Annotated in this window: 21 protein-coding genes and 1 tRNA gene; 15 read left to right on the plus strand and 7 right to left on the minus strand. The window is 55.0% G+C overall.

Annotated features, from left to right (window positions below; all coding sequences use genetic code 11):
* Entirely contained in the window at positions 1 to 774 is a 774-nt protein-coding gene (locus E8D52_08425) for a c-type cytochrome (protein TKB68993.1), read from the plus strand.
* 476 nt (positions 775 to 1,250) lie between these two features.
* On the opposite strand, the gene rplT is transcribed toward E8D52_08425, so the two are convergent.
* The 7 genes from rplT to E8D52_08460 form a co-directional block, all read right to left on the minus strand.
* On the minus strand, positions 1,251 to 1,619 hold the full coding sequence (rplT, locus tag E8D52_08430) for a 50S ribosomal protein L20 (GenBank protein ID TKB68994.1): 369 nt from the start codon (positions 1,617 to 1,619) through the stop codon (positions 1,251 to 1,253).
* A 53-nt stretch (positions 1,620 to 1,672) separates the two neighbouring features.
* Positions 1,673 to 1,867, minus strand: coding sequence for a 50S ribosomal protein L35 (gene rpmI, locus E8D52_08435; protein TKB68995.1), 195 nt, complete (start codon positions 1,865 to 1,867; stop codon positions 1,673 to 1,675).
* Positions 1,868 to 1,909: 42 nt separating this feature from the next.
* Complete coding sequence (gene infC / locus E8D52_08440; protein ID TKB68996.1) at positions 1,910 to 2,416, minus strand: translation initiation factor IF-3; 507 nt, start codon at positions 2,414 to 2,416, stop codon at positions 1,910 to 1,912.
* Between the two features lie 15 nt (positions 2,417 to 2,431).
* Positions 2,432 to 4,360 (minus strand): threonine--tRNA ligase, encoded by a 1,929-nt coding sequence (gene thrS, locus E8D52_08445; GenBank protein ID TKB68997.1) that lies wholly within the window; start codon positions 4,358 to 4,360, stop codon positions 2,432 to 2,434.
* A gap of 80 nt (positions 4,361 to 4,440) precedes the next feature.
* Positions 4,441 to 4,515, minus strand: a tRNA-Val gene (locus E8D52_08450).
* Between the two features lie 146 nt (positions 4,516 to 4,661).
* Entirely contained in the window at positions 4,662 to 4,934 is a 273-nt protein-coding gene (locus tag E8D52_08455) for an HU family DNA-binding protein (protein ID TKB68998.1), read from the minus strand.
* Between the two features lie 81 nt (positions 4,935 to 5,015).
* Positions 5,016 to 5,597 carry a hypothetical protein gene (locus E8D52_08460; protein ID TKB68999.1) on the minus strand — a complete coding sequence of 194 codons (582 nt, stop codon included), beginning with the start codon at positions 5,595 to 5,597 and terminating at the stop codon, positions 5,016 to 5,018.
* A gap of 297 nt (positions 5,598 to 5,894) precedes the next feature.
* Between E8D52_08460 and E8D52_08465 the strand changes: the two genes are divergently transcribed.
* From E8D52_08465 to ruvB, 14 genes are all read left to right on the plus strand, one after another.
* Entirely contained in the window at positions 5,895 to 6,344 is a 450-nt protein-coding gene (locus E8D52_08465; protein TKB69000.1) for an Rrf2 family transcriptional regulator, read from the plus strand.
* Positions 6,345 to 6,387: 43 nt separating this feature from the next.
* Complete coding sequence (locus E8D52_08470; protein ID TKB69001.1) at positions 6,388 to 8,898, plus strand: HEPN domain-containing protein; 2,511 nt, start codon at positions 6,388 to 6,390, stop codon at positions 8,896 to 8,898.
* Positions 8,899 to 8,912: 14 nt separating this feature from the next.
* Complete coding sequence (locus E8D52_08475) at positions 8,913 to 9,629, plus strand: phosphoadenylyl-sulfate reductase (protein ID TKB69002.1); 717 nt, start codon at positions 8,913 to 8,915, stop codon at positions 9,627 to 9,629.
* Positions 9,565 to 10,671: an anthranilate phosphoribosyltransferase gene (gene trpD / locus E8D52_08480; GenBank protein ID TKB69003.1), complete on the plus strand. Its 1,107-nt coding sequence runs from the start codon at positions 9,565 to 9,567 to the stop codon at positions 10,669 to 10,671. Before E8D52_08475 ends, trpD begins: the two co-directional genes overlap by 65 nt.
* 25 nt (positions 10,672 to 10,696) lie before the next feature.
* Entirely contained in the window at positions 10,697 to 11,494 is a 798-nt protein-coding gene (locus tag E8D52_08485; GenBank protein ID TKB69004.1) for a sulfate adenylyltransferase subunit 2, read from the plus strand.
* A gap of 137 nt (positions 11,495 to 11,631) precedes the next feature.
* A complete protein-coding gene (locus E8D52_08490; protein ID TKB69005.1) occupies positions 11,632 to 13,470 on the plus strand; it encodes an adenylyl-sulfate kinase in 1,839 nt (612 codons plus the stop codon).
* A 123-nt stretch (positions 13,471 to 13,593) separates the two neighbouring features.
* Positions 13,594 to 14,160, plus strand: coding sequence for an OmpA family protein (locus tag E8D52_08495; GenBank protein ID TKB69006.1), 567 nt, complete (start codon positions 13,594 to 13,596; stop codon positions 14,158 to 14,160).
* Between the two features lie 3 nt (positions 14,161 to 14,163).
* Positions 14,164 to 15,315 carry a hypothetical protein gene (locus tag E8D52_08500; protein ID TKB69007.1) on the plus strand — a complete coding sequence of 384 codons (1,152 nt, stop codon included), beginning with the start codon at positions 14,164 to 14,166 and terminating at the stop codon, positions 15,313 to 15,315.
* Positions 15,316 to 15,614: 299 nt separating this feature from the next.
* On the plus strand, positions 15,615 to 16,535 hold the full coding sequence (locus tag E8D52_08505; protein ID TKB69008.1) for an Mrp/NBP35 family ATP-binding protein: 921 nt from the start codon (positions 15,615 to 15,617) through the stop codon (positions 16,533 to 16,535).
* A gap of 24 nt (positions 16,536 to 16,559) precedes the next feature.
* Positions 16,560 to 17,303, plus strand: a complete 744-nt coding sequence (locus tag E8D52_08510; protein ID TKB69009.1) for a hypothetical protein — start codon at positions 16,560 to 16,562, stop codon at positions 17,301 to 17,303.
* Between the two features lie 583 nt (positions 17,304 to 17,886).
* Positions 17,887 to 18,645 (plus strand): YebC/PmpR family DNA-binding transcriptional regulator, encoded by a 759-nt coding sequence (locus E8D52_08515; protein TKB69010.1) that lies wholly within the window; start codon positions 17,887 to 17,889, stop codon positions 18,643 to 18,645.
* 48 nt (positions 18,646 to 18,693) lie between these two features.
* Positions 18,694 to 19,302: a Holliday junction branch migration protein RuvA gene (gene ruvA, locus E8D52_08520; GenBank protein TKB69011.1), complete on the plus strand. Its 609-nt coding sequence runs from the start codon at positions 18,694 to 18,696 to the stop codon at positions 19,300 to 19,302.
* A 4-nt stretch (positions 19,303 to 19,306) separates the two neighbouring features.
* The gene (locus E8D52_08525) at positions 19,307 to 19,795 is read left to right on the plus strand and encodes a hypothetical protein (GenBank protein ID TKB69012.1); all 489 of its coding nucleotides are present in this window, start codon (positions 19,307 to 19,309) and stop codon (positions 19,793 to 19,795) included.
* A gap of 16 nt (positions 19,796 to 19,811) precedes the next feature.
* Positions 19,812 to 20,816 carry a Holliday junction branch migration DNA helicase RuvB gene (ruvB, locus tag E8D52_08530; GenBank protein TKB69013.1) on the plus strand — a complete coding sequence of 335 codons (1,005 nt, stop codon included), beginning with the start codon at positions 19,812 to 19,814 and terminating at the stop codon, positions 20,814 to 20,816.
* Positions 20,817 to 20,886: the final 70 nt, after the last annotated feature.

The following is a 20,886-nucleotide window of genomic DNA, read 5'->3' on the forward strand; positions in this document are numbered from 1 at the left end:
ATGGGATTGATGCGAGCGACCGTTCGAGTCTGTGTGGTAAGTCTCGTGGCGAGCAGTCTGTTCAGCGGTTCGGCGGAGGCATTGAAGCCCAAAGAAGCAACAGGACAGGGAAATAAGAAAGGGAAACAGATTTACGAGCAAAGTTGCCTGTTCTGCCATGGAGTCAATGGGAAGGGTGATGGGCCGGCGGCATTCTTCAACGCGGCCTATATGGCGCCGAGACCGACGGATTTTACCGTCGGTAGCTTTAAGTTCCGATCGACTCCATCAGGCGAGCTGCCGATGGACCAGGACCTGTTCCGTACCGTGACGCGGGGTGTGCCCGGCTACATGCCGTCGTTCCGCAGCCTGACCGAGCAGGAGCGGTGGAGTGTAATCAGCTACATCAAGACATTCTATCCCGGGTTCCAGAAGGAAAAGCCGGAGTCGATTCCATTGACTGTGTCGCCTGTTCCGTCGACTCCGGAGAGCATCGAGCGCGGTCGCATGGCCTATTTCGACTCCGGCTGCCAAGGGTGCCATGGGGATGATGCGGATGGAGAGGGGACCTTGGCTCGTGCGAAGGAATTGATGGATCAGAGCGGATTGCCGATCAGGCCTGGAGATTTGACGAGTCGGTCCTCATTGAAAAACGGCTCGGCGCCACAAGATTTGTATCGTTCGATCATGACAGGCTTAGACGGAACTCCTCATCCATCGTTCCTGGGTCAGTATGCTAATAAGGAAGAAGAAATCTGGCATCTTGTGAATTATCTTCTCTCTCTCTCCGAATAGGTCGATTGTTGAGAAAGTTGGCTGGTATTAGCCGTATCTTGTGTGGCCAGTTTTGTTCCAATCAAGGCCAGATCTCCCTCCCGGTCTGAAGAGAGTCGTCTAACTAAGCCTCGCAACAGTCACCGCAGAGCAAAATGGGACAGCTTGAGCTAGCCCGGGTTCCGTGGACACCAAGTTAAGACTCACTGAGCCGTCGCTTGAACTCTAACGGGCTCAGATAACCAAGGTTCTGATGGAGCCGGTGGCGATTATAGAACCCTATTCTCATCGGTGGAAGCCGGTCGGCGTCATCGGCGAGGTCTATCCGGAAGTCCTCGAACGTTGGCAGATCTCCATGCCGGTGGTGGCGTTCGACGTGAACCTGTCGCAGCTGATAGCGCTTGGGTAGGGACTGCCCCTAGAGCGATGGGGCGTGAAAGGGGGAGACGACACGTTGTCGGCTCCCCTTTCAAACGATATTCGACTAGAGCGTAGAGTTATGCGGCGACAGGAGTCAGGTGTTGCTTGGCGAGGCCGCACAACTTTTCAAAGCCCGCCGAATCTTTGATCGCCATATCCGACAAAATCTTTCGATCCAACAACACATTCGCTTTCTTCAATGCGTTGATGAACCGGCCGTAGGTCAGCCCTTGAGCCCGAACGCCAGCGCTGATGCGGGCAATCCACAATTGCCGGAAGTCTCGCTTCCGATTCTTGCGGCCCGTATAGGCATATGTCTGCCCCTTGTCGACGCTTTCTGTCGCTGAACGGAAGAGCCGACTCTTTCCGCCGTACTGGCCTGATGCCAGCTTAATCCGCTTCTTTCTCCGTTGCCGAGTTTTTGGCCCACCCTTAGCGCGAGGCATAATTCATTACTCCTTTAAGGTCCTGAGACTCCTGCCATGAAATCATTGTCGCTCTATGCGTACGGGATCAGCCGGTTCAACGACGTGGTGACTGTCGGATCGACGACCGTGGACCCGCTCAGGCGGCGCTTTCGGTCGTGCCGCTTGCTGGTCAGTATGTGCCGCTTACCCGCCTTGCGGCGGACAATTTTTCCGCTTCCGGTCTTGGCAAATCGCTTGCTTGTCCCTTTATGGGTTTTCATTTTCATCGAGGATTCCTTTGGTTGATCGATCACCGCATCGCGCGTCAATTATTTGGGCGCCACAATCATAATCAAACTTCGTCCCTCCATGCGGGGGGCATACTCGATGGTGCCGGCTTGCGCCAATTGTTCAATGACGGAATTCATCACGGCCCGCCCCATTTCCTGATTGGCCATCTCCCGCCCGCGATATGTGAGGGTGACTTTGGTCTTATTGCCCTCTTCGAGGAACGTTTTCATCTGCCGAACTTTAATTTCAAGGTCATGTTTATCGGTCCGTGGCCGTAACTTGATTTCCTTTACCTGCGTGGACTTTTGATGGCGCCGACTTTGATGGTCCTTTTTGCTCAACTCATACTTGTACTTCCCAAAGTCCATAATTCTACAGACCGGGGGGGTGGAGTTAGGAGCTACTTCCACCAAGTCATAGCCGCCTTCCTGAGCCTGTCGAAAGGCGTCCGGCGTCTGAAGGATGCCGAGTTGTTCTCCTTCCGGGCCAATGACACGAATTTCTCGGACTCGGATCTCACGATTCACACGCAATTTGGGAACGATAGGCCACCTCTTTTTTTAATGTGCAGGTTGAAGTTCTCGCTGTGTGTGCGTGACCTCGGCTTGCAGAAGATCCAACACTTCAGCCACTGTCTTGCTCCCTAAATTTGCCCCACTTCGGCCTCGTACCGAGAGAGTTCCATCCTGCATTTCACGATTCCCCGCGACCAACATGAATGGGACTTTCGCCTTTTCCGCTTCGCGAATCTTGAACCCGATCTTTTCGTTCCGGAGATCAGGCTCGACCCGAAAGCCAGCCGCCTTCAATTGCGCCACGACGGCCGCCACGTAGTCTTGCTGCTGATCGGTGATGTTCATGACGACGGCCTGTACCGGAGCCAGCCAGGTTGGGAACGCACCTCCGTAATGTTCAATCAGGATACCGAAAAAACGCTCGATGGATCCCATCAAGGCGCGATGAATCATGATTGGGCGATGTGCTTTGCCGTCTTCTCCAATATAACTTAACTCAAATCGCTCTGGATTGTTGAAGTCCACCTGGACCGTGGAACATTGCCACGAGCGGCCCAATGCATCTTTGATCTTAATATCGATCTTCGGGCCGTAAAATGCCCCCCCGCCAGAATCAAGGTGGAAGGAGATGTTTCGACTCTTCAGGGCCGCTTCCAATGCGCTGGTGGCCAAGGTCCAATGTTCATCACCACCCACGGACTCTTTGGGCCGCGTGGACAAGAAGACGTCAAATTGGTGAAACCCGAATGTTTGCAAGACGAAAAATGTAAAGTCCAGGACCCGGCTGACCTCGTGTTCCATTTGATCCGGGCGGCAGAAGAGATGGGCATCATCCTGCGTGAATCCGCGTACCCGCATAAGCCCGTGCAGCACGCCGGTCCGTTCATAGCGGTAGACCGTTCCGAGTTCCCCATAGCGAATGGGGAGGTCTCGATAGCTGCGCAGGTGAGATTGGTAGATCATGATGTGGTACGGACAGTTCATCGGTTTCAGCTGGTACTCACTGCCTTCCAGCTTCATCGATGGGAACATGTTTTCCCGGTAGTAATCGAGGTGCCCGCTGGTTTTCCAGAGATCAAGGCGTGCGGTATGCGGTGAATAGACCAGCTGGTATCCGTCTCGAATATGTTGTTCTCGCCAGAAATTTTCAATCAACAGGCGGACTGTCGCACCTTTCGGGTGCCACAGGACCAGCCCGGGTCCAATTTCATCCTGAATGCTGATCAGATCCAAATCTTTTCCAACTTTTCTGTGGTCGCGCCGCTTAATTTCCTCAAGTCTGGCCATGTAGGCATCCACTTCCGCTTGTGTCGGAAAGGATGTTCCGTAGATCCGCTGTAACATCGGATTACGTTCATCGCCACGCCAATAGGCCCCACCCGTGGTGAGCAATTTTATGGCTCCGATGACACCGGTAGTAGGAAGATGGGGGCCACGACAGAGATCCACGAAGTCACCCTGTGTGTAGGCGGTGATTGGCTCTCCATCGGGGAAGCCTTGAATTAGCTCGACCTTATAGTGCTCTCCACGGGACGTGAAGAAATCTATCGCATCCTGTTTTGAGAACTCCCGCCTTGTGATAGCGAGGTTACGCTTAATAATTTCAGCAGCGCGTTCTTCGATCCTCTGCAAGTCTTCTGGGGTAAAGGGGCGTTCGAAGGCGAAGTCGTAATAGAAACTATCTTCCAGGGCTGGGCCGATGGTCAGTTGTGCCGACGGAAAGAGTTCCTTGACTGCCTGGGCCATGAGGTGGGTGCTGCTGTGACGGTACACCTCACGGCCTTCTGCACTGTCGAACCGCAGTGCTTCGACGACTGAATTCCCAGACAGTGCGGACGATAAATCAACAACCGCTCCGTCTACTCTAGCTGCTAGAATATCTCTGCCAACGACACCTAGGTCAGACAGAGCACCACCCACTGTCACCCCGGTCTGAATGTCACCGCTTGGACCGTCTTTGACCGATATCTTCATGACGTACGGACTTGATCCACTAGTGCAAAAACAAAAAAGGCACCGAGCCTTTAAGAGGCAAACCAGTGCCTCAGCCAGAATGGTAGGCGCGGACGGTCTTGAACCGTCGACCTCTACCGTGTCAAGGTAGCGCTCTCCCCCTGAGCTACGCGCCTATCAAGAGAGGGGGCATGCTAATATAGCCTCACTGACACTGTCAAGAAAACGAAAGAGCAAGCCTCATTCCCTCAGCTAGCTGAAAGACATTGGCCCGTCTCTTTCAATCATCTCTTGAGGCGGCCACCCTACTGCGTACGGACGGTTATTTCACGGCCGAGCGAAGCTCTTTCCCAGCTGAAAACTTCGGGACCTTCGCTGCAGGGATTCGGAGTGATTCGCCTGTCCGTGGATTTCTTCCCATTCGTGCTTTTCGTTTTGAAATCGTAAAGGTGCCGAAATTGACGAGCGAGACGCGCTTCCCTTTTTTTAATGAGGACGTCACCGCCCCGGTGAGTGCCTCAAGGGCGGTTCCGGCCGCGACCTTCGTAATCCCAGCTGAAGCCGCCATCTTTGCGATCAGCTCTTCCTTTGTCATGATGTCCCTCCTTCATGAGTGGTGAGAGATGTATATGGGAAGTGAGCCCCGTAGCACGTCTGTGGCAGTCTTGTTCACTCACTATTGAGTAGCTCTCGCTTTCGTCTGCTTGACGGGGATGTGAAGATTCACGATTTTTTTCCGCAAGGTATTACGGTTGAGACCGAGAAGTGCAGCAGCCTGTATTTGATTACCCTTGGTCTCACGCAGCGCTGAAGTAATGAGAGGGCGTTCTACGGCGGAAATCAGAATCGGGTGAAGGTTTTTAGCTGATCCGTTTCGCATCCCCTTGACGAATTCCCCCATTTTCACCTCTAGATAACTCTCCAGGGAGGTGTCGTGGGATTTGTTCTGCTGGGGGCTGTCTGGCTGATTCATCAGCTGGATTACCGTCAACGTTTTTTTTAAGACAGCCTTAGACCCGCTGATACAAAGAGTGCGAGTAGGGTCGACGTGGTCATGAAGCGTCTCAATCTGTTCCTGCCCGCCATGCGATTCCACCACGACGGTATCAAACCGATGTCGCGACGACTCCTTTTGAAAGGTCACAACATCCCGAGCGATCATCACGGAAGCGCCCTTGAATACCTGTCCCACCAGGGCCTGTATGGTCGTATCGTTTGTGAATAACAGAATAGTAAATGAAGATGATGCCACAGGCATGAAAGATACCACCCGAAGAAGAGGTCAGATTATTGCTTAGGGCGTACACGATGTCAATCTGATTTATAGATGCGATAGCCTTCCGTCCTGCTTCCTGTGTGGCTTTGCAGGCATGAAATGAATAGTAAAGATATGGACTTATGGTGCGCTCTCGATGTTCATGACTCCACTAACAAATAGCTTTGAATACTAAATGTCAGGATATGTGTAGACCTTCATTAAGGAAGTTTCTGGTGCCTTGACAGGTCAAGATGGGAGACGGTATATGTAACTCAATTCCGACAGGAATAATAAAGAATGAAAGTGTCTATGCGTGCCACATACGGAATTATGGTAGCCGTTGATCTTGCCACATATGCAAAAGAAGCCCCAATTCAAGCGCGGGCTATCGCGAGGCGTCATGGGATTCCAGCTCGTTTTCTCGAACAGATTCTCCATGCGATGAAGAAGGCCGGGTTAGTCGAAAGCCAACGGGGTGCTCAAGGAGGCTATCTCCTCACGCATGAACCAGCAGCGATGTCGATCGCCGATATTTTCGAGGCATTGGAAGGGCCGGTCTTTCATCGGTCTTTTGTCGGTCAGCGAACACGTGATCGTCAAGCGACCAAGCCTGAACTGCTGCTCGGTGACGTCTGGGAGCAGGTTCAGCAGGCAGAGCGAAAAGTTCTCGAAAACGTGACGGTCGAACATTTGGCAATGCGGTTACGAACGATCGATGCCCAGCGCAGTCCGATGTACCACATCTGACTTAGGAGGCTCCTCTCCAGAGGAGATATAGGAGAGCGGTATTATGAACCACATTGAAGCCCTCACGAGCCCTCACATTGTCACGAGTCCGATTCCTCCCGCCATCCTAGAGGAAATAGAAACCTTTGAGGCCGAAGCGCTGCGAACAGTGGCTGGGGAGATTTCTTCTGATCTCTTCAGACCTTTCCGCCTGCAGTATGGCATTTATGGGCAGCGCCAATCTGGTGTGCAGATGGTGCGGATCAAGATTCCGTTCGGTGGGTTCAATGCGAATCAGCTGCGACGTGTGGCGGAGCTCACCGACCGCTATGCGACCGGGGTGGGTCATGTCACGACGAGACAGGATATCCAGCTGCACTTCGTGGAATTGAAGGATGTGCCAACCCTCATGCGTGGATTGGCCGAAGTTGGGCTCACCACCAGAGAGGCCTGCGCGAATACCGTGCGGAATGTGACGGCGTGTCACCTCGCCGGCGTGTGCCAAGGCGAAGTCTTCGATGTGACGCCTTATGCGAAGACCGTCGCGTATCACCTATTACGGAACCCCTTGAACCAAAGTCTGCCGCGGAAGTTCAAAATTGCGTTTTCTGGCTGCAAACATGATTGTGCGCTGACCCCGATTCACGATATCGGCCTACTGGCCGTCAAGCGAGCTGACGGAGTCGTCGGTTTTCGAATGGTGGCAGGTGGCGGCTTGGGCTCTGCTCCACGGATTGCCCAACTGCTCCGTGAGTTCACACCGATGGAGGAACTGATTCCCAGTATCGAAGCCGTGATTAAAGTCTTCGATACCCTCGGCAATCGAAAAAATAGAAACAAGGCCCGGATGAAGTTCGTGATCGACAAGCTGGGTTTTGAGGAATTCAAACGGCGATGGGAAGCCGCCTATGTCGGCATGGGACACACGCTTCCCAAGAACGGACCGTTGACCCTGCTTCAGTATCAGGATGAGCCCCCTCCGCTCCTCATGCCCACGAAAAATGGTCTGGTATATGGAAACGGGAACGGTCATGGCAATGGGGCCAGCACAATCGGTCATGAGACGCCGTTTGAGATGTGGAAACGGACCAATGTTGTGAAACAGAAGCAGGAGGGCTACGTCACAGCCGCCATCAAGCTGTTCATGGGGGATCTTACGGCTGAACAGATGCTCTTCGTTGCTGATCTGGCCGAGCGTTATTCAAACGGAAATCTCCGTACCACCATCAATCAAAATATGGTGATTCGGTGGATTCCTGGCGATCGGATTGCCGATCTGTACGAGGATTTGGCATCTCGCGGGTTGGCGGATCCCGGCGCTGAACTGGTCGAAGACATTATTGCGTGCCCCGGCACTGACACCTGCGGGCTCGGGATTACGTCGTCCAAGGGACTTGCGAGGGCGTTGGCTGAAGTGTTTTCACCCGGTCGTGTGCCGGAAGATCTGGCAGGCGTCGATATCAAAATCAGCGGCTGCCATAACTCCTGCGCGCAGCACCACATTTCCACGATCGGGTTGCATGGGGTTGGAAAACGCCTTGGCGAGCATGTCGCGCCGCACTATGAATTGCATCTCGGTGGTTCGGTGAACGGCACGGCCAAGATCGGGCAGATGACCGTGAAGCTGCCGGCGAAATCCGTCCCTGCAGCGATCTCTCATTTGATCGACGTGTACCGGCGTGATCGCCAACCAGATGAGAATTTACCGAAGTTCATTACCCGTATGGGTAAGAGTAAGTTGAAGGATGAGCTGATTCCGTACACGATCGTTCCCTCCTTCAAGGAGGATTCCACCTTCTACTATGATTGGGAGGGGGAGGACGAATTTATCCTTGAAGATCTTGGCCCCGGAGAATGTGCCGGCGGCGCGCTGGAGATGATCGAGAATGGTATTCTGGAGGCCGATCAAGAACTGTATCAAGCTAAGTTGCTGGTCGAGAACCATCAATATTCCGTGTCGGTGAACAAATCCTATCGCGCGGTGTTGGCCGCGGCGAAGGCGATGTTGGTGACCGAAGGGCTTGAGCCGTCGACCGACTCGGAAACGTTCATTGAATTTGACAGCCGGATTGCGCAGAAAGGGGTCATCCCTGCGCAATATCGAGAGCTCAATAAGAAGGTCGGCGATCTCGGCCCAAAGGAGACGACCGCCGAGTCGGCGCGTGAAAAGATGGTGTTTGCGAAGGGCTTCGTTGAGGCCTGCCGAGCTGCAACAGAACAGATGGGGAAAGATTTGAAGCTTGCTCCGGTCCAAGAGGCGGCCGCTCCAGTGAGGGATATTGCAGCGCAGGTCACGCCGGTCGTCACCGAGGTGAAACCTTTGGCTCCGGCTCCGACCGGTGCACGGGTCTACGATCTCCGTGGCGTCGCCTGCCCCATGAACTATGTGAAGACCAAGTTGAAGCTGGAAATGATGGATGCAGGTGAGAAGCTGGAAGTGTGGCTCGATGCGGGCGAGCCGATTAAGAACGTGCCGATGAGCCTCAAGAACGACGGGCATAAGGTGCTGATCCAAGAGGCCTTGGAGCCGGAAGCATCGCATTATCGGATTCTGGTGGAAAAGGTCGAAGGGTAAAGGGGCGGATTGCCATGACCGTCACTGGCCGTTCTGAACTGGTCCAAGAGCTCAAAGCCTGGAGCGCATCTTTTGAGACGAAGATGCCTCAAGATGTGCTGGCGGCTGCTATCGAGCGATACGGGCAGAAGATGGTTCTCGCCTGTAGCTTTGGGGCGGAGGACGTGGTTCTCGTCGATATGGTGCATCGCATCGATCCCGCAGTACCGTTGTTTTATCTCGATACCGATTTTTTGTTTCCCGAGACGTATGCCACGCGGGATCGGATCATCGAAAGGTACCAGCTGAAACCAGCGCAAGTGATCCAAGTGAAGTCATTGCTGACACCACAGCAACAAGCAGAGTCCCATGGTGACGCCCTGTGGGCCAGCCATCCAGATCAGTGCTGTCAATTGCGGAAGGTCGAGCCACTGACTCGCGTCCTGAAAGGTTATGATGCCTGGATCACGGGCATTAGGCGGGATCAAGCACCGTCCCGTGCGAATGCCGGTTTGATCGAGTGGGACGAGAAATTTACATTGATCAAGGTGAACCCACTGGCTCGATGGACGTGGGCCGATGTGTGGAGCTACATCACGGTCTACGAAGTTCCCTACAATCCGCTCCACGATCACAACTATCCCAGTATTGGGTGCACGTACTGCACAGCACCCGTGGCGCCTGGCGATGATCCGCGCGCCGGGCGCTGGAAGAACTTTACCAAAACCGAGTGTGGATTACATAAGGCGTAACATGCCGATTCAAGAGATCCTTGCCAAGATCGCCAAAGGGCCAAAAGCTTCCAAAGACCTGACATGGGATGAGTGTAAGCAGGCGATGAAGGCGTTGATTGAAGGGGAAGCCACGCCGGCACAGGTCGGAGCTTTTCTCATCGCTATGCGGTTTAAGTCAGAGTCAGTCACTGAACTTGCGGCATTGACGGCTGCGGCACGTCAGTATGTGCCAGCCCTTGCAGTGTCGAAAGATTTAGCACTCGTTGATGTGCCGAGTTATGCCGGGAAGCAGGATACATTTCATGCCATCGTTGCTGCCTCGATCGTTGCGGTTTCAGCTGGAGCCGCAGTGTTGATGCATGGGTACGACGGCATTCCTGGGCGTCCAGGTACTGCTGGGGTACTGAAGGCCTTAGGGATTTCGGTGGATGCAGACCCTAAGCGGGTGAGTGAACAAGTACACAGGAACGGTTTCGCCTATCTCGATATCGGACTCTATCATCCACCTGTGTACCGATTCTTGGAGATGCGCCAAGAGCTCGGTGTCAGGAACGTGTTTCATCCGATTGCCAGGTTGTTGAACCCTGCTCGGGCTAAAGCGCAGGTGGTGGGATTGTCGCATCCACCGCACTTCGAGAAAACGGCTGAAGCGCTAGGAATGCTCGGGTGTCCGCGGGGGATGGTGATTCGTGGCGTCGAGGGCGATCCGGAGTTGTCTGCCTCCATGGCGACGAGAGTTCTGGAGCTTCGCGATGAACGCATCAGACCGCTGGAGATCACTCCGAAAGATTTTGGACTGACCTTTATTCCATCGCGCGAGATGGCCGGGTTTCCCCCCGATCAGCGAGAAAAGGAGGCGGATCTGCTCCGCCATATTCTTCAGAATCGGGTGCAGGGCGGGCCAAAAGAGTGGGTCCTCATGAACGCCGCGATGTTACTGTACGCAGCGGGGAAAGGGACGTCGTTTTCGACCTGCTTCCCGGCGGCGCGCGAAGCCATTGAGAGTGGCGCGGCGGTGCGTAAGCTTGATGACTTGGTGCGACAGCAGGTCGCAGTGTAGGACGAAAGGCGGAAGGATTTGGGGTATGAAACACCTGCGGCAACTGGAAGATCAAAGCGTCTATATTCTCCGAGAAGCCTACAAACATTTCAATAATCTCGCCATGCTCTGGTCCATGGGGAAGGACTCGACGGTGCTCTTGTGGCTGGCCCGCAAGGCCTTTTTCGGGCATGTCCCGTTTCCGCTCCTGCATGTCGATACCAGTTACAAAATTCCGGCAATGATTGAATATCGCGACCGTCTCGCTCGAGAATGGCGATTGGATTTGGTCGTTGGCCAGAACAAAGAGGCCCTGGCGGCGGGTATGAACCACACGATGGGCCGCGTCGTCTGTTGCACCGCCTTAAAAACGAACGGTCTCAAGCAACTCTTGGAGCACAAGGGATACACCGGCGTCATCCTCGGTGTCCGCGCAGACGAAGAGGGCACAAGGGCCAAGGAGCGATACTTTTCCCCGCGCGATAAGCACGGAGATTGGGACTTTCGGGATCAGCCGCCTGAGCTCTGGGACCAGTATAAGACCACATTTCCGCCCGGTACGCACATTCGGATTCATCCGCTTTTGGACTGGACTGAAATCAATATTTGGGAATACATCAAGCTCGAAAATATTCCCTTCATCGACTTGTACCTCGATAAAGGTGAGGGGATACGTTACCGCAGCCTTGGGTGTGCTCCCTGCACCACACCAATCAAGTCTACGGCCAAGACGGTGGACGAGATCATCGAAGAACTTCGCCACACCACCGTGGCCGAGCGGTCAGGCCGAGCGCAGGACGAAGGTCGGGGGATGGAGCTGCTCCGCAAAGATGGATACATGTAAGCAGAATGCTGAAACGAGCATCCAGCTTCGTTCTCGGATCGAAACAATCCTCAACGTACCCAAGAGGGTACGCCTCCGGTTGTTTCTCACCTGCGGCCTCGCTGGTCTGCCCGTTTGGGCATTCTGAAGAATAAATTATGACAACTACCAAGCCGTCTGAAAATTTGAATATCGTGATCGTCGGCCATGTGGATCATGGCAAGTCCACGTTGCTCGGCCGACTGTATGCCGATACCGGCTCTCTCCCTGACGGGAAGTTGGAGAAAGTGCAGGCTATCTGCAAGCAACAGGGGAAGGACTTCGAATATGCCTTCCTCTTCGACGCCTTTCTCGAAGAGCAGGAGCAAGGGATTACGATCGATACGGCTCGCACGTTTTTCATGTGGAAGGGTCGGCAATACATCATCATTGATGCGCCCGGGCACAAAGAATTTCTCAAGAACATGATTTCCGGCGCAGCGCGGGCCGAGGCGGCACTGTTGCTCATTGATGCGTTGGAAGGCGTGAAAGAGCAGTCCAAGAAGCACGGCTATCTCTTGTCGTTGCTGGGCGTCCGACAGTTTGCGGTGGTGGTCAATAAGATGGATTTGGTGGGCTATCGGCAAGACGTGTTCGAGGGGATTGAAAAAGAGTATCGTGAATTTCTGGGGCAGTTCAAAGCGGTGCCGTTGCAGTTCATTCCAGTGAGTGCCAAGCTCGGCGACAACATCGCCAATCGCAGCGAGCAGATGCCCTGGTATACCGGCGCGACCGTCCTGGAAACGCTCGGTGGGTTCCAGAAAGAAGCGGCCCGTTCGGAACAACCTCTCCGAATGCCGGTACAGGACGTCTATAAGTTTGATGCGCGCCGGATCATCACGGGTCGTATTGCCGCCGGGCAGTTAAAAGTCGGCGATCATCTCGTGTTCTCGCCCTCGAACAAACGCGCCAATATCCGGACGGTGGAGGCTTTCAATATTGAGCCGCAACCGACAGTGGGCCAGGCAGGGCAATCGATCGGTGTGACGCTCGATGACCAGATCTTTGTGGAGCGTGGGGAGATCGCCTCGCACCAGGAGCACCTTCCGTCCGTCTCCACGGCCTTTCGGGCTAATCTGTTTTGGCTCGGCAAGAGGCCGCTGGAAAAAGAGCGCAAATATCTCTTGCGCGTGGCGACGAAAGAAGTGGACTGCGAGGTGGCGTCGATCCATCGGATTATCGATACGATGGACTTGGCTCAGCAACAGGGCAGCAATACGGTGAATAAGAATCAGGTAGCGGAATTGACCTTGCGCACTAAAACGCCGGTGGCGTTTGACCTCTCGGCGTCGTTCGAGGCTACGGGCCGGTTTGTGTTGGTCGACGAATACGATATTGCGGGCGGGGGCATCATTACCGAACTGGTCCATGACGATCAGGAATTTCTCCGCGAAGAAGCCAGGCGGCGCGATTTTGCGTGGGTCAAGGGCGAGGTCACAGTTGAAGACCGAGCACAACAGTATGGCCATCGAGCCGCAGTGGTCCTGATTACCGGGGGACGACATACTGGCAAATCATTCCTGGCCAGAAAGCTTGAAGGCCGTCTCGTCGCGGACGGACGCCATGCCTACCTATTGGACGGAGAAAATCTGCGTCGTGGGTTGGATGCGGATCTGAACGAGGAAGAGCGGGGACAGACAACGGAAATGGCTCGACGCTATGGCGAAGTGGCGCGTCTCCTCACCGACACGGGCCTCATCGTGGTGTCCACCACCAATCCCTTCGGCCTCGCCTACCAAGAAGCTGCACAGGCGATTAGGACACTCGTCCACCCCGCACCGGTCATTGCCGTCCACATGAGTAAGACAGAAGAAGAGCCTCCGCCAAATACCGACGTCGTCCTCTCAGGCCCTACCGATTTCGATGGCGCCACCGCTCGCATCATCGATGAATTGAAACGCCGAGGCGTCCTGGCTCAGGCGATCGGGGCGAAGCCGGTCTTTCAATATTCGATTTAGCCAGCCCATCAGTTCGAACCCCTCGAAGACGATGGCGCAAGACCCACCCCTTGACGGCTTTCCCTATTCAGCCATATTCTGCTGCGGCGTGCTAGGTTGCTCTCCTTAGCGAAGGTGATTGTCATGCAGGGCAAGGACCCGTACTTGGCGCTCCTCGGGTTATTCATCCTTGGCACCGTGTTCCTCTTCTGTGGCGAAGGTTCAGTCACGTCGCCTCCACCGGTTGCATTGGAAAACCCGGCTGAAATTCCTCCACCGATTCCGAAAATCATCGAGCCACGGCCATCACCAGTACCACCGGTACCAGCATCAGCCGTGCTCAAAAAGAAGATTGATGAGCTGCTGATGGGGACAACGATGATGTTCCGAATCAACAGCGCCACGCTGCTGCCGGAGGGGAAAGCTGTCCTGAATGGTGTGGCCACGATTTTACAAGAAGATCCCACGGCTGCCTTTGAAGTTGGCGGGCATACAGACAACGTCGGACCGGAGGCCACGAATCGGATCCTCTCGGAACAGCGGGCCAAGGCCGTCGTCGACTATCTGATCTCAAAGGGGATCGTTGCTGATCGTCTGGCTCCCAAAGGATATGGAGCGTCACGACCGATCATCGAGAATTCTACCGAGGAGGGGCGCCAGCAAAACCGACAGATCGAATTCTCCATCGGACCCAAGGGAGAGCAGTCGTGATGTTTGCGCACTGGACATGCTGGCTTTGGACGATGGTGGGGGCTGGTTTCCTGGGCTGTGATCACCGATCTTCGTGCGCAGATGACTGAGCTCCGGGCCTCGGTGTTGGAGGCCTGTGAAGGGGTTGTCGGGAAGCGGATCGTGACTCCCACGGAACAGAATGGGGAGGTGCCGCTCGACAATCCAGAGAAGCTAGTCCGGATCAAGGCCGTAGAAAGCGAAGTGGCCGTGATCGCGGAACTTCGTGCACAGATTGCTGAACTCCTGGCCCTGTCTGCACAGGGCAGTGAGCAGGTTGTCGAGAAGCAGGTGGAGACTCCCGCTGAACAGATGGTCGTGCAGAATGGAGACGTGCCGGTTGAAATGATCAGCGCACACACCGGGGATCTGGTCCAGGCCGGTGCTATTGAGCCGTCGGATGAGGGACAAGCGGTCGGCGAGTCGCCCGATGACCTGAAACACATCCGTGGGGTCGGGCCGGCGTTAGAACGGTTCCTGCACAAGCGGGGCGTCTTCTGGTTCAGCCAGGTGGCGACCTGGAACCAAGCAGACATCGACAAATTCGAGTTTCTCTTACCCAACTTTGGGGGACGCATCCAACGAGAGAGCTGGGTGCGCAGCGCACAGGTCGAGTACTACAAGAAATATAAGCAGTGGCTGGGCGACGGCGAGCCCCCGAGTGAGAGCCCCGATGTTCGGGCGCAGATGGCTGAGCTTCCAGTTGTGTCTTCACAGGTTGGTGAGAAGGTTGTCGAGATGCGGGTCGAGACTCCCGCTGAACAGATTGTCGTGCAGAATGGAGATGTGTCGGTTGAAACGATCAGCGCATATACCGGGGATCTGGACCAGGTCGGGGTCATGGAGCCGTCGGAGGAGGGGCAAGCGGTCGGCGAGTCGCCCGATGACCTGAAACACATCCGCGGGGTCGGGCCGGCGTTAGAACGGTTTCTGCACAAGCGGGGCGTCTTCTGGTTCAGCCAGGTGGCAACCTGGAGTCACGCGGACATCGACAAATTCGAGTTCCTCTTGCCCAACTTTGGTGGGCGCATCCAGCGAGAGAACTGGGTGCGCAGTGCCAGGGTCGAGCATTACAAGAAGTATAAGCAGTGGCTAGGCGACGATGGACCCACAAGTACGGCGCCGGATGCACACTAAGATGGCTGTTCATTGCGAAAGCCATTGGAGGAGGCTGGGCCTCCGTACCCTGCGGATTCGCCCCTCCCATATTGGAATCCAGCATTGCCTGCATAACAAGCCATTGCAGCCGACCGCCCAGAGTACGAGCGTTGTGGGTCTCTTCCATTGCTTCACTCCTCCGGTGTCAGCTGAGCGGTGGCGTTAGCCATCGGAATCTGTGCCATCTGGTGGGCTGGATGTGTGAGTTTGACTCACCAGAAATCCATGTGTTACGGTCAACCTCTGTCAATTCGCACAGTTAGCAATGGATTCCCTTTATGGCGGTTGAAAAAGATCTGAAGGCCATTCTTCGCAATTTGAAGTATTCAGACGACGCCAAAGTGCGCGCACAGATTTCAGAAAATACCAAACTGGTCCATGATCGCATGGCCGGCATCACGCACAAGCTGGTGGTCATGAGCGGAAAAGGCGGCGTGGGCAAGAGCATGACCACGGTCAACTTGGCGTTGGCCTTTGCGCGGCAAGGCGCGAAGGTCGGACTGTTGGACGTGGATCTGAACGGGCCTTGTGTGCCTCGCATGTTGGGATTGCACGGTCGATCATTGACGATGACGCCTGAGGGGGCGATTCCCCCGGTCGGGCCGCTCGGGGTGAAAGTCGCATCGATGGACTTCTTCTTGGATGATGCATCGCCGGTTCGTTGGAAAGGGCCGATGGATGTCAGCCCGGTCTGGTTAGGGTTGATGGAAATGAATGTCATTCGAGAGTTTCTGGCCGATGTCGTCTGGGGTGAGCTCGATTATCTACTGGTCGATCTCCCTCCGGGGGCCGCAGCGGACAAACCGCCGGTCATTGCCGGGTTTATTCCTGACCTGGCAGGAGCGATTGTCGTGACGACACCATCAGAAGTGGCATCGGATGTGGTGCAGAAGTCGGTGACCTATGCTCGCGACATAGGTATCAAGGTCATGGGCATTGTCGAGAATATGAGTGAGTATCGCTGCCCGTCTTGTGGGGAAGTGAACGAGTTGTTCGAAGGCAATACTGAGGCGATGTGTGAGATGCTGGATTTGCCGCTGCTCGGACGCATTCCCTTCGACCGGACCCTCGCCCGTACTTTCGACAAGGGGGAGCCGTTGCTTGACGAAACCTATCCGACCATTCAACGGTACCAGGAAATAGCTGGGCGCATCAGGACGCTCATCGATTACAAGAAAGTGTTGGCCGAACAACTGTAACACGATGCACTGAAGAGGAGACCCATGAAATTCGTATGCCTCAACTGTGAAACTTATATGAACTTCGAAAAGGTGGAAAAACCAGGGGAGGGCACGCTGGGCGTGTTTTTTGGCTGTCCGTCTTGCAATGCCAAGTTCTCCATGGTGACGAATCCTGGTGAAACCCAGATGGTCAGTTCCCTCGGAGTAAAGTTGGGGGGGCGCACTGTTGAGGCCGAGCCATTTGAGATGACGAAGGGTACGTTGAAGACCGAAGCCACCCCACCCCTTGGGCAGATGGCGGCCTATTTGAATGAGAAAATTCAAGGAGGTCAGCCGGCTGTTTCTGCCGCTGCTGCGTCGCCTGCCAAGGCGCCTGAAAAAGCGAGTGGCTGTCCATTCTCCGCCATGGTTGCGGAAATGGGCCTGACGAACTCCGGCAAGCCTGCGAACGGTGCATCTGAGTTTACGTGGACTGCCGATGCCAAAGAGAAACTCGACCGGCTTCCGGCCTTTGTGAAACCGATGGTTCAGGGCAGCGTGGAGACCTACGCGCGCAAACAAGGATTCAAGACTATCACGCTGCAAGTGATGGACGATTCAAAGAATGATTCGCCTGACGGGATGACGTGGTCGCGCGAAGCGGAGCAGCGGCTGGAAAATATTCCAGACTTCATCCGCCCTATGGCTCGCAAAGAAGTGGAGCGTGTGGCCAAGGAACGTGGATTATCGTCCATTACCGCGCAAGTGATGGACGAGACCAAAGAGAAGTTCATGAAGTTTATGTAGTGGGAGCCGCATGAGTCTGGTGTCGTGAGGCCCATCCAGTCGACTGGATGGGCCTTTCCATTATCGACCCGCATTCATGTTACGGCTGTTACGATGAAGTGGTGTGTTTCTCTGCTATTTGTTCTGCTGCTGGTGCCGATTCTCTAGCGCTCCAACCTGACTGCACAGGTATCTTCAGAACATCATCAAGTCTCCCTTACCACGGGCATCACGCAAGGTTCCCACGGCGAGCCTGACGGAGGAGGTTGGGAAGAGTCCGCCCAAGGGGTGGCCTATTGAACTTCACCATGCTCTTCTAGGAAGTCTTGGCGTTGGGGCTGCCTTGTCCAGTGCGATGGTGTCGTGGAGATCTGGGGCGTCGAGCCATTCAGTGAAAAAGTGGGACCTGGCCTGGGCGGTATTCGTGATCCTCATAGGTATTCAGCTGCTTCTGTATTTCGAATAGCCACTTCACTTGGTGGTTGCGTCATAATTGACACCTTTCTGAGGCCTGTGTTACGTCTAGCCTTTAATGAGGTGGTAGTGTCTTCGTACGCACCTCAAACCAGCTCACAAAGTTCGGGCCGGCGTAGAGGAGGATCACATGGGTGGACATAGTCACTGGTCCACGATCAAACGGCACAAGGGCGCCCAGGATGCGAAGCGCGGGAAGATCTTCACGCGAATCATCCGGGAGATGACCATTGCGGCTCGATCCGGTGGTGACCCTGAGGCTAATCCCCGACTGCGCCTGGCGATCGCCAAGGCGAAGGAAGCCAACATGCCTGGCGATACGATGAAGAAGGCCGTTCAGCGAGGGACGGGGGAATTGCCTGGTGTGATGTACGAGGAATTTCAGTTGGAAGGATATGGCCCCGGAGGGACCGCCGTACTTCTCGAGATTACGAGCGACAACCGGAACCGGACCGTCGCGGAAATTCGTAGTCTCCTGACGAAAAATCATGGCAATATGTCGGAAGCGGGTGCCGTCGCCTGGCAGTTTCATAAGAAGGGGCTCGTGGCAATTGAGAAGGGGAAGGTTGAGGAGGATACGCTACTTTCGTTGGCCCTCGACGCCGGGGCGGAAGACGTGAAAGTCGGTGAGAAAAGTTATGAGGTACTCACCACCCCCCACGATTTTGAAGCCGTGAAGAAGGCACTGGTCGATGCCAAGATCGACGCAGCCCTAGCCGAAATCACCTTTATTCCGCAGAACACGATCCGTTTGGACGAAAAGTCAGCCGAACAAATGCTCAAGTTGATGGAGATCTTGGACGAGCATGATGACGTGCAGAAGGTTCACGCGAATTTTGATATCCCGGACGAAATCATGGAGAAAGTGGCCGCGACCGCAGCAGGATAACAAGGTCGGCCAACCAACACCGTCATGGCACTCGGATAACCAGACGACATGATCGCCTTTCTCACGGGGCGGTTGGCATTCAAGGCACCTACCCACCTCACGCTCGATGTGCAGGGGGTCGGGTACGAAGTTCATATTCCACTCAGCACCTATTACGCCCTTCCGAATCTTGACGAAGTTACCGCGCTGAATATTCACACGCATCTCCGGGAAGATGCGATCCAGCTCTTCGGCTTTCTGTCGCAAAGCGAGAAGGAATCGTTTTTGCTGCTGACTAGCGTGTCGGGAATCGGACCGAAGCTGGCGCTGAGCGTGCTCTCGAGTTTGCCGATCACGGACCTGATCCATGCGATCCAAACCGAGGATGTCGAGAAGCTGGCGACCGTTCCAGGCATCGGCAAAAAATCGGCGGGCCGCATTGTGCTTGAACTGAAAGATAAGATTGGCAAAATCCAGGGCGGTTCGTCTCGGCTTGCGACCACTGACACCTCCGCCGTGGATGGCCCGTATGAGGACGCCCTCTCCGCTCTGATAAACTTGGGCTATCGTGCCCAGGATGCCAAGGAAGCCTTAAAGCGGGCCACAAAGGCTGCGACAGGCTCGTTGGCGTTGAAGGAGCTCATTCGTGAAGGGCTCAAGGAGCTTGGAAGGGGGTAAGCAGATGTCATTCTACGCGAAGAATGGTGCGAAACTGTTCCTGCGTAACGGCTTAATGGGGATTGCACTCGTGGTCATGGTGCCATCCGTAGGGCTTGCAGAAGAGGTTCAAGAGCCCAAGAGCATCAGAATGACCTGTGGAAGCTGTCCCGATGGGTATGCGACGACCGGTGTCACCCAAGCTCCGGAAATCTGCAAAGACGGCGATCCGACGCTCGTTCAATGTGTGCCGTTGGGAGCCAATATGCTGGGTGTGTGCGGATCCTGTCCTGAGGGGTATGCCGAAATTGGTGGTTCCTCAGTGCCCGCTCGGTGCGGGACCAAGGATGGTGGCAGGCTGTCGCAATGCCAGTTGAGGAAAATGGAGCAGAATTTTCCGGACTCGACCCAGGGTTTTAAGAGGTGTCCTCCTGACTGCGGCAGTGCGGCTCAGCCTGGTCAAGGGACGCTTTCGTCCCCGCCGAAGTATCAACAGATGCCGGAGGGCAAGTAGGGATGGGTGTCGTATCATGACCGAGCGGGTCGTGACCAATCGCGCCACGGACGAAGAACGAGGTCAGGAGAACGTCCTTCGACCTCAGACACTGGATGAGTACGTTGGCCAAGAGAAAATGAAGGAGTCGCTGCGAGTCTGTATCGAAGCGGCCAAGCAGCGGGGTGAGGCGCTTGACCACGCTATCTTCTACGGACCGCCCGGTCTCGGGAAGACGACCATCGCACATATTATCGCGAAAGAAATGGGCGCGGCTTTGCGGTCAACGTCAGGCTTGGTCTTAGCCCATGCCGGTGACTTGGCGGCGATTCTAACCAATCTTCAGGAATATGATGTGCTCTTTATCGATGAGATTCATCGCCTACCCGCGTCTGTTGAAGAGGCGCTCTATCCGGCGATGGAGGACTTTCAGCTTGATCTGGTCATCGGACAGGGGCCTGCCACGAGGACCGTCAAGCTTGATCTGCCGCCCTTTACGCTCGTGGGCGCGACGACCAGGGCCGGTTCCCTTACCTCCCCACTGCGGGACCGATTCGGCTTAGTCTATCGGCTGGAGTTCTATGGGCCGTCCGAGCTAGAGGCGATTGTGACGCGCTCAGCCGGAGTCTTAGGGGTTGGGATTGACCGGGCAGGCGCTGCGGAAATATCACGCCGAGCCCGTGGAACACCACGAATTGTGAATCGGCTGATTAAGCGCATCAGAGACTATGCCCAAATTAAGGCGGACGGGCATATTACCGAACAGGTGGCCAAGGAGGGGTTAGCCTGGGTCGGGGTCGATGAGGCGGGTTTCGACGATATGGATCGCAAAATCCTTCTCACGATCATCGAAAAGTTCAATGGAGGACCGGTCGGGGTGGAGTCCTTGGCTGCCGCTGTTCAGGAAGACAAGGGCACGATCGAGGATGTGTATGAGCCCTACCTGATCCAAGCTGGCTTTCTGGATCGTACCGGTCGTGGCCGGCAAGTGACTCGTTTGGCCTACGATCACTTTAAGCGTCCGTCTCAATTGCTGATGTAAACCTCGGGCCTTCCAACGTTTCAAGCTCCTGATATCCAAGCGCTATCCTTGCAATAGATTCAATCGTTCC

The organism is Nitrospira sp. (genome assembly GCA_005116745.1).
In the GTDB taxonomy this organism is placed as follows: domain Bacteria; phylum Nitrospirota; class Nitrospiria; order Nitrospirales; family Nitrospiraceae; genus Nitrospira_D.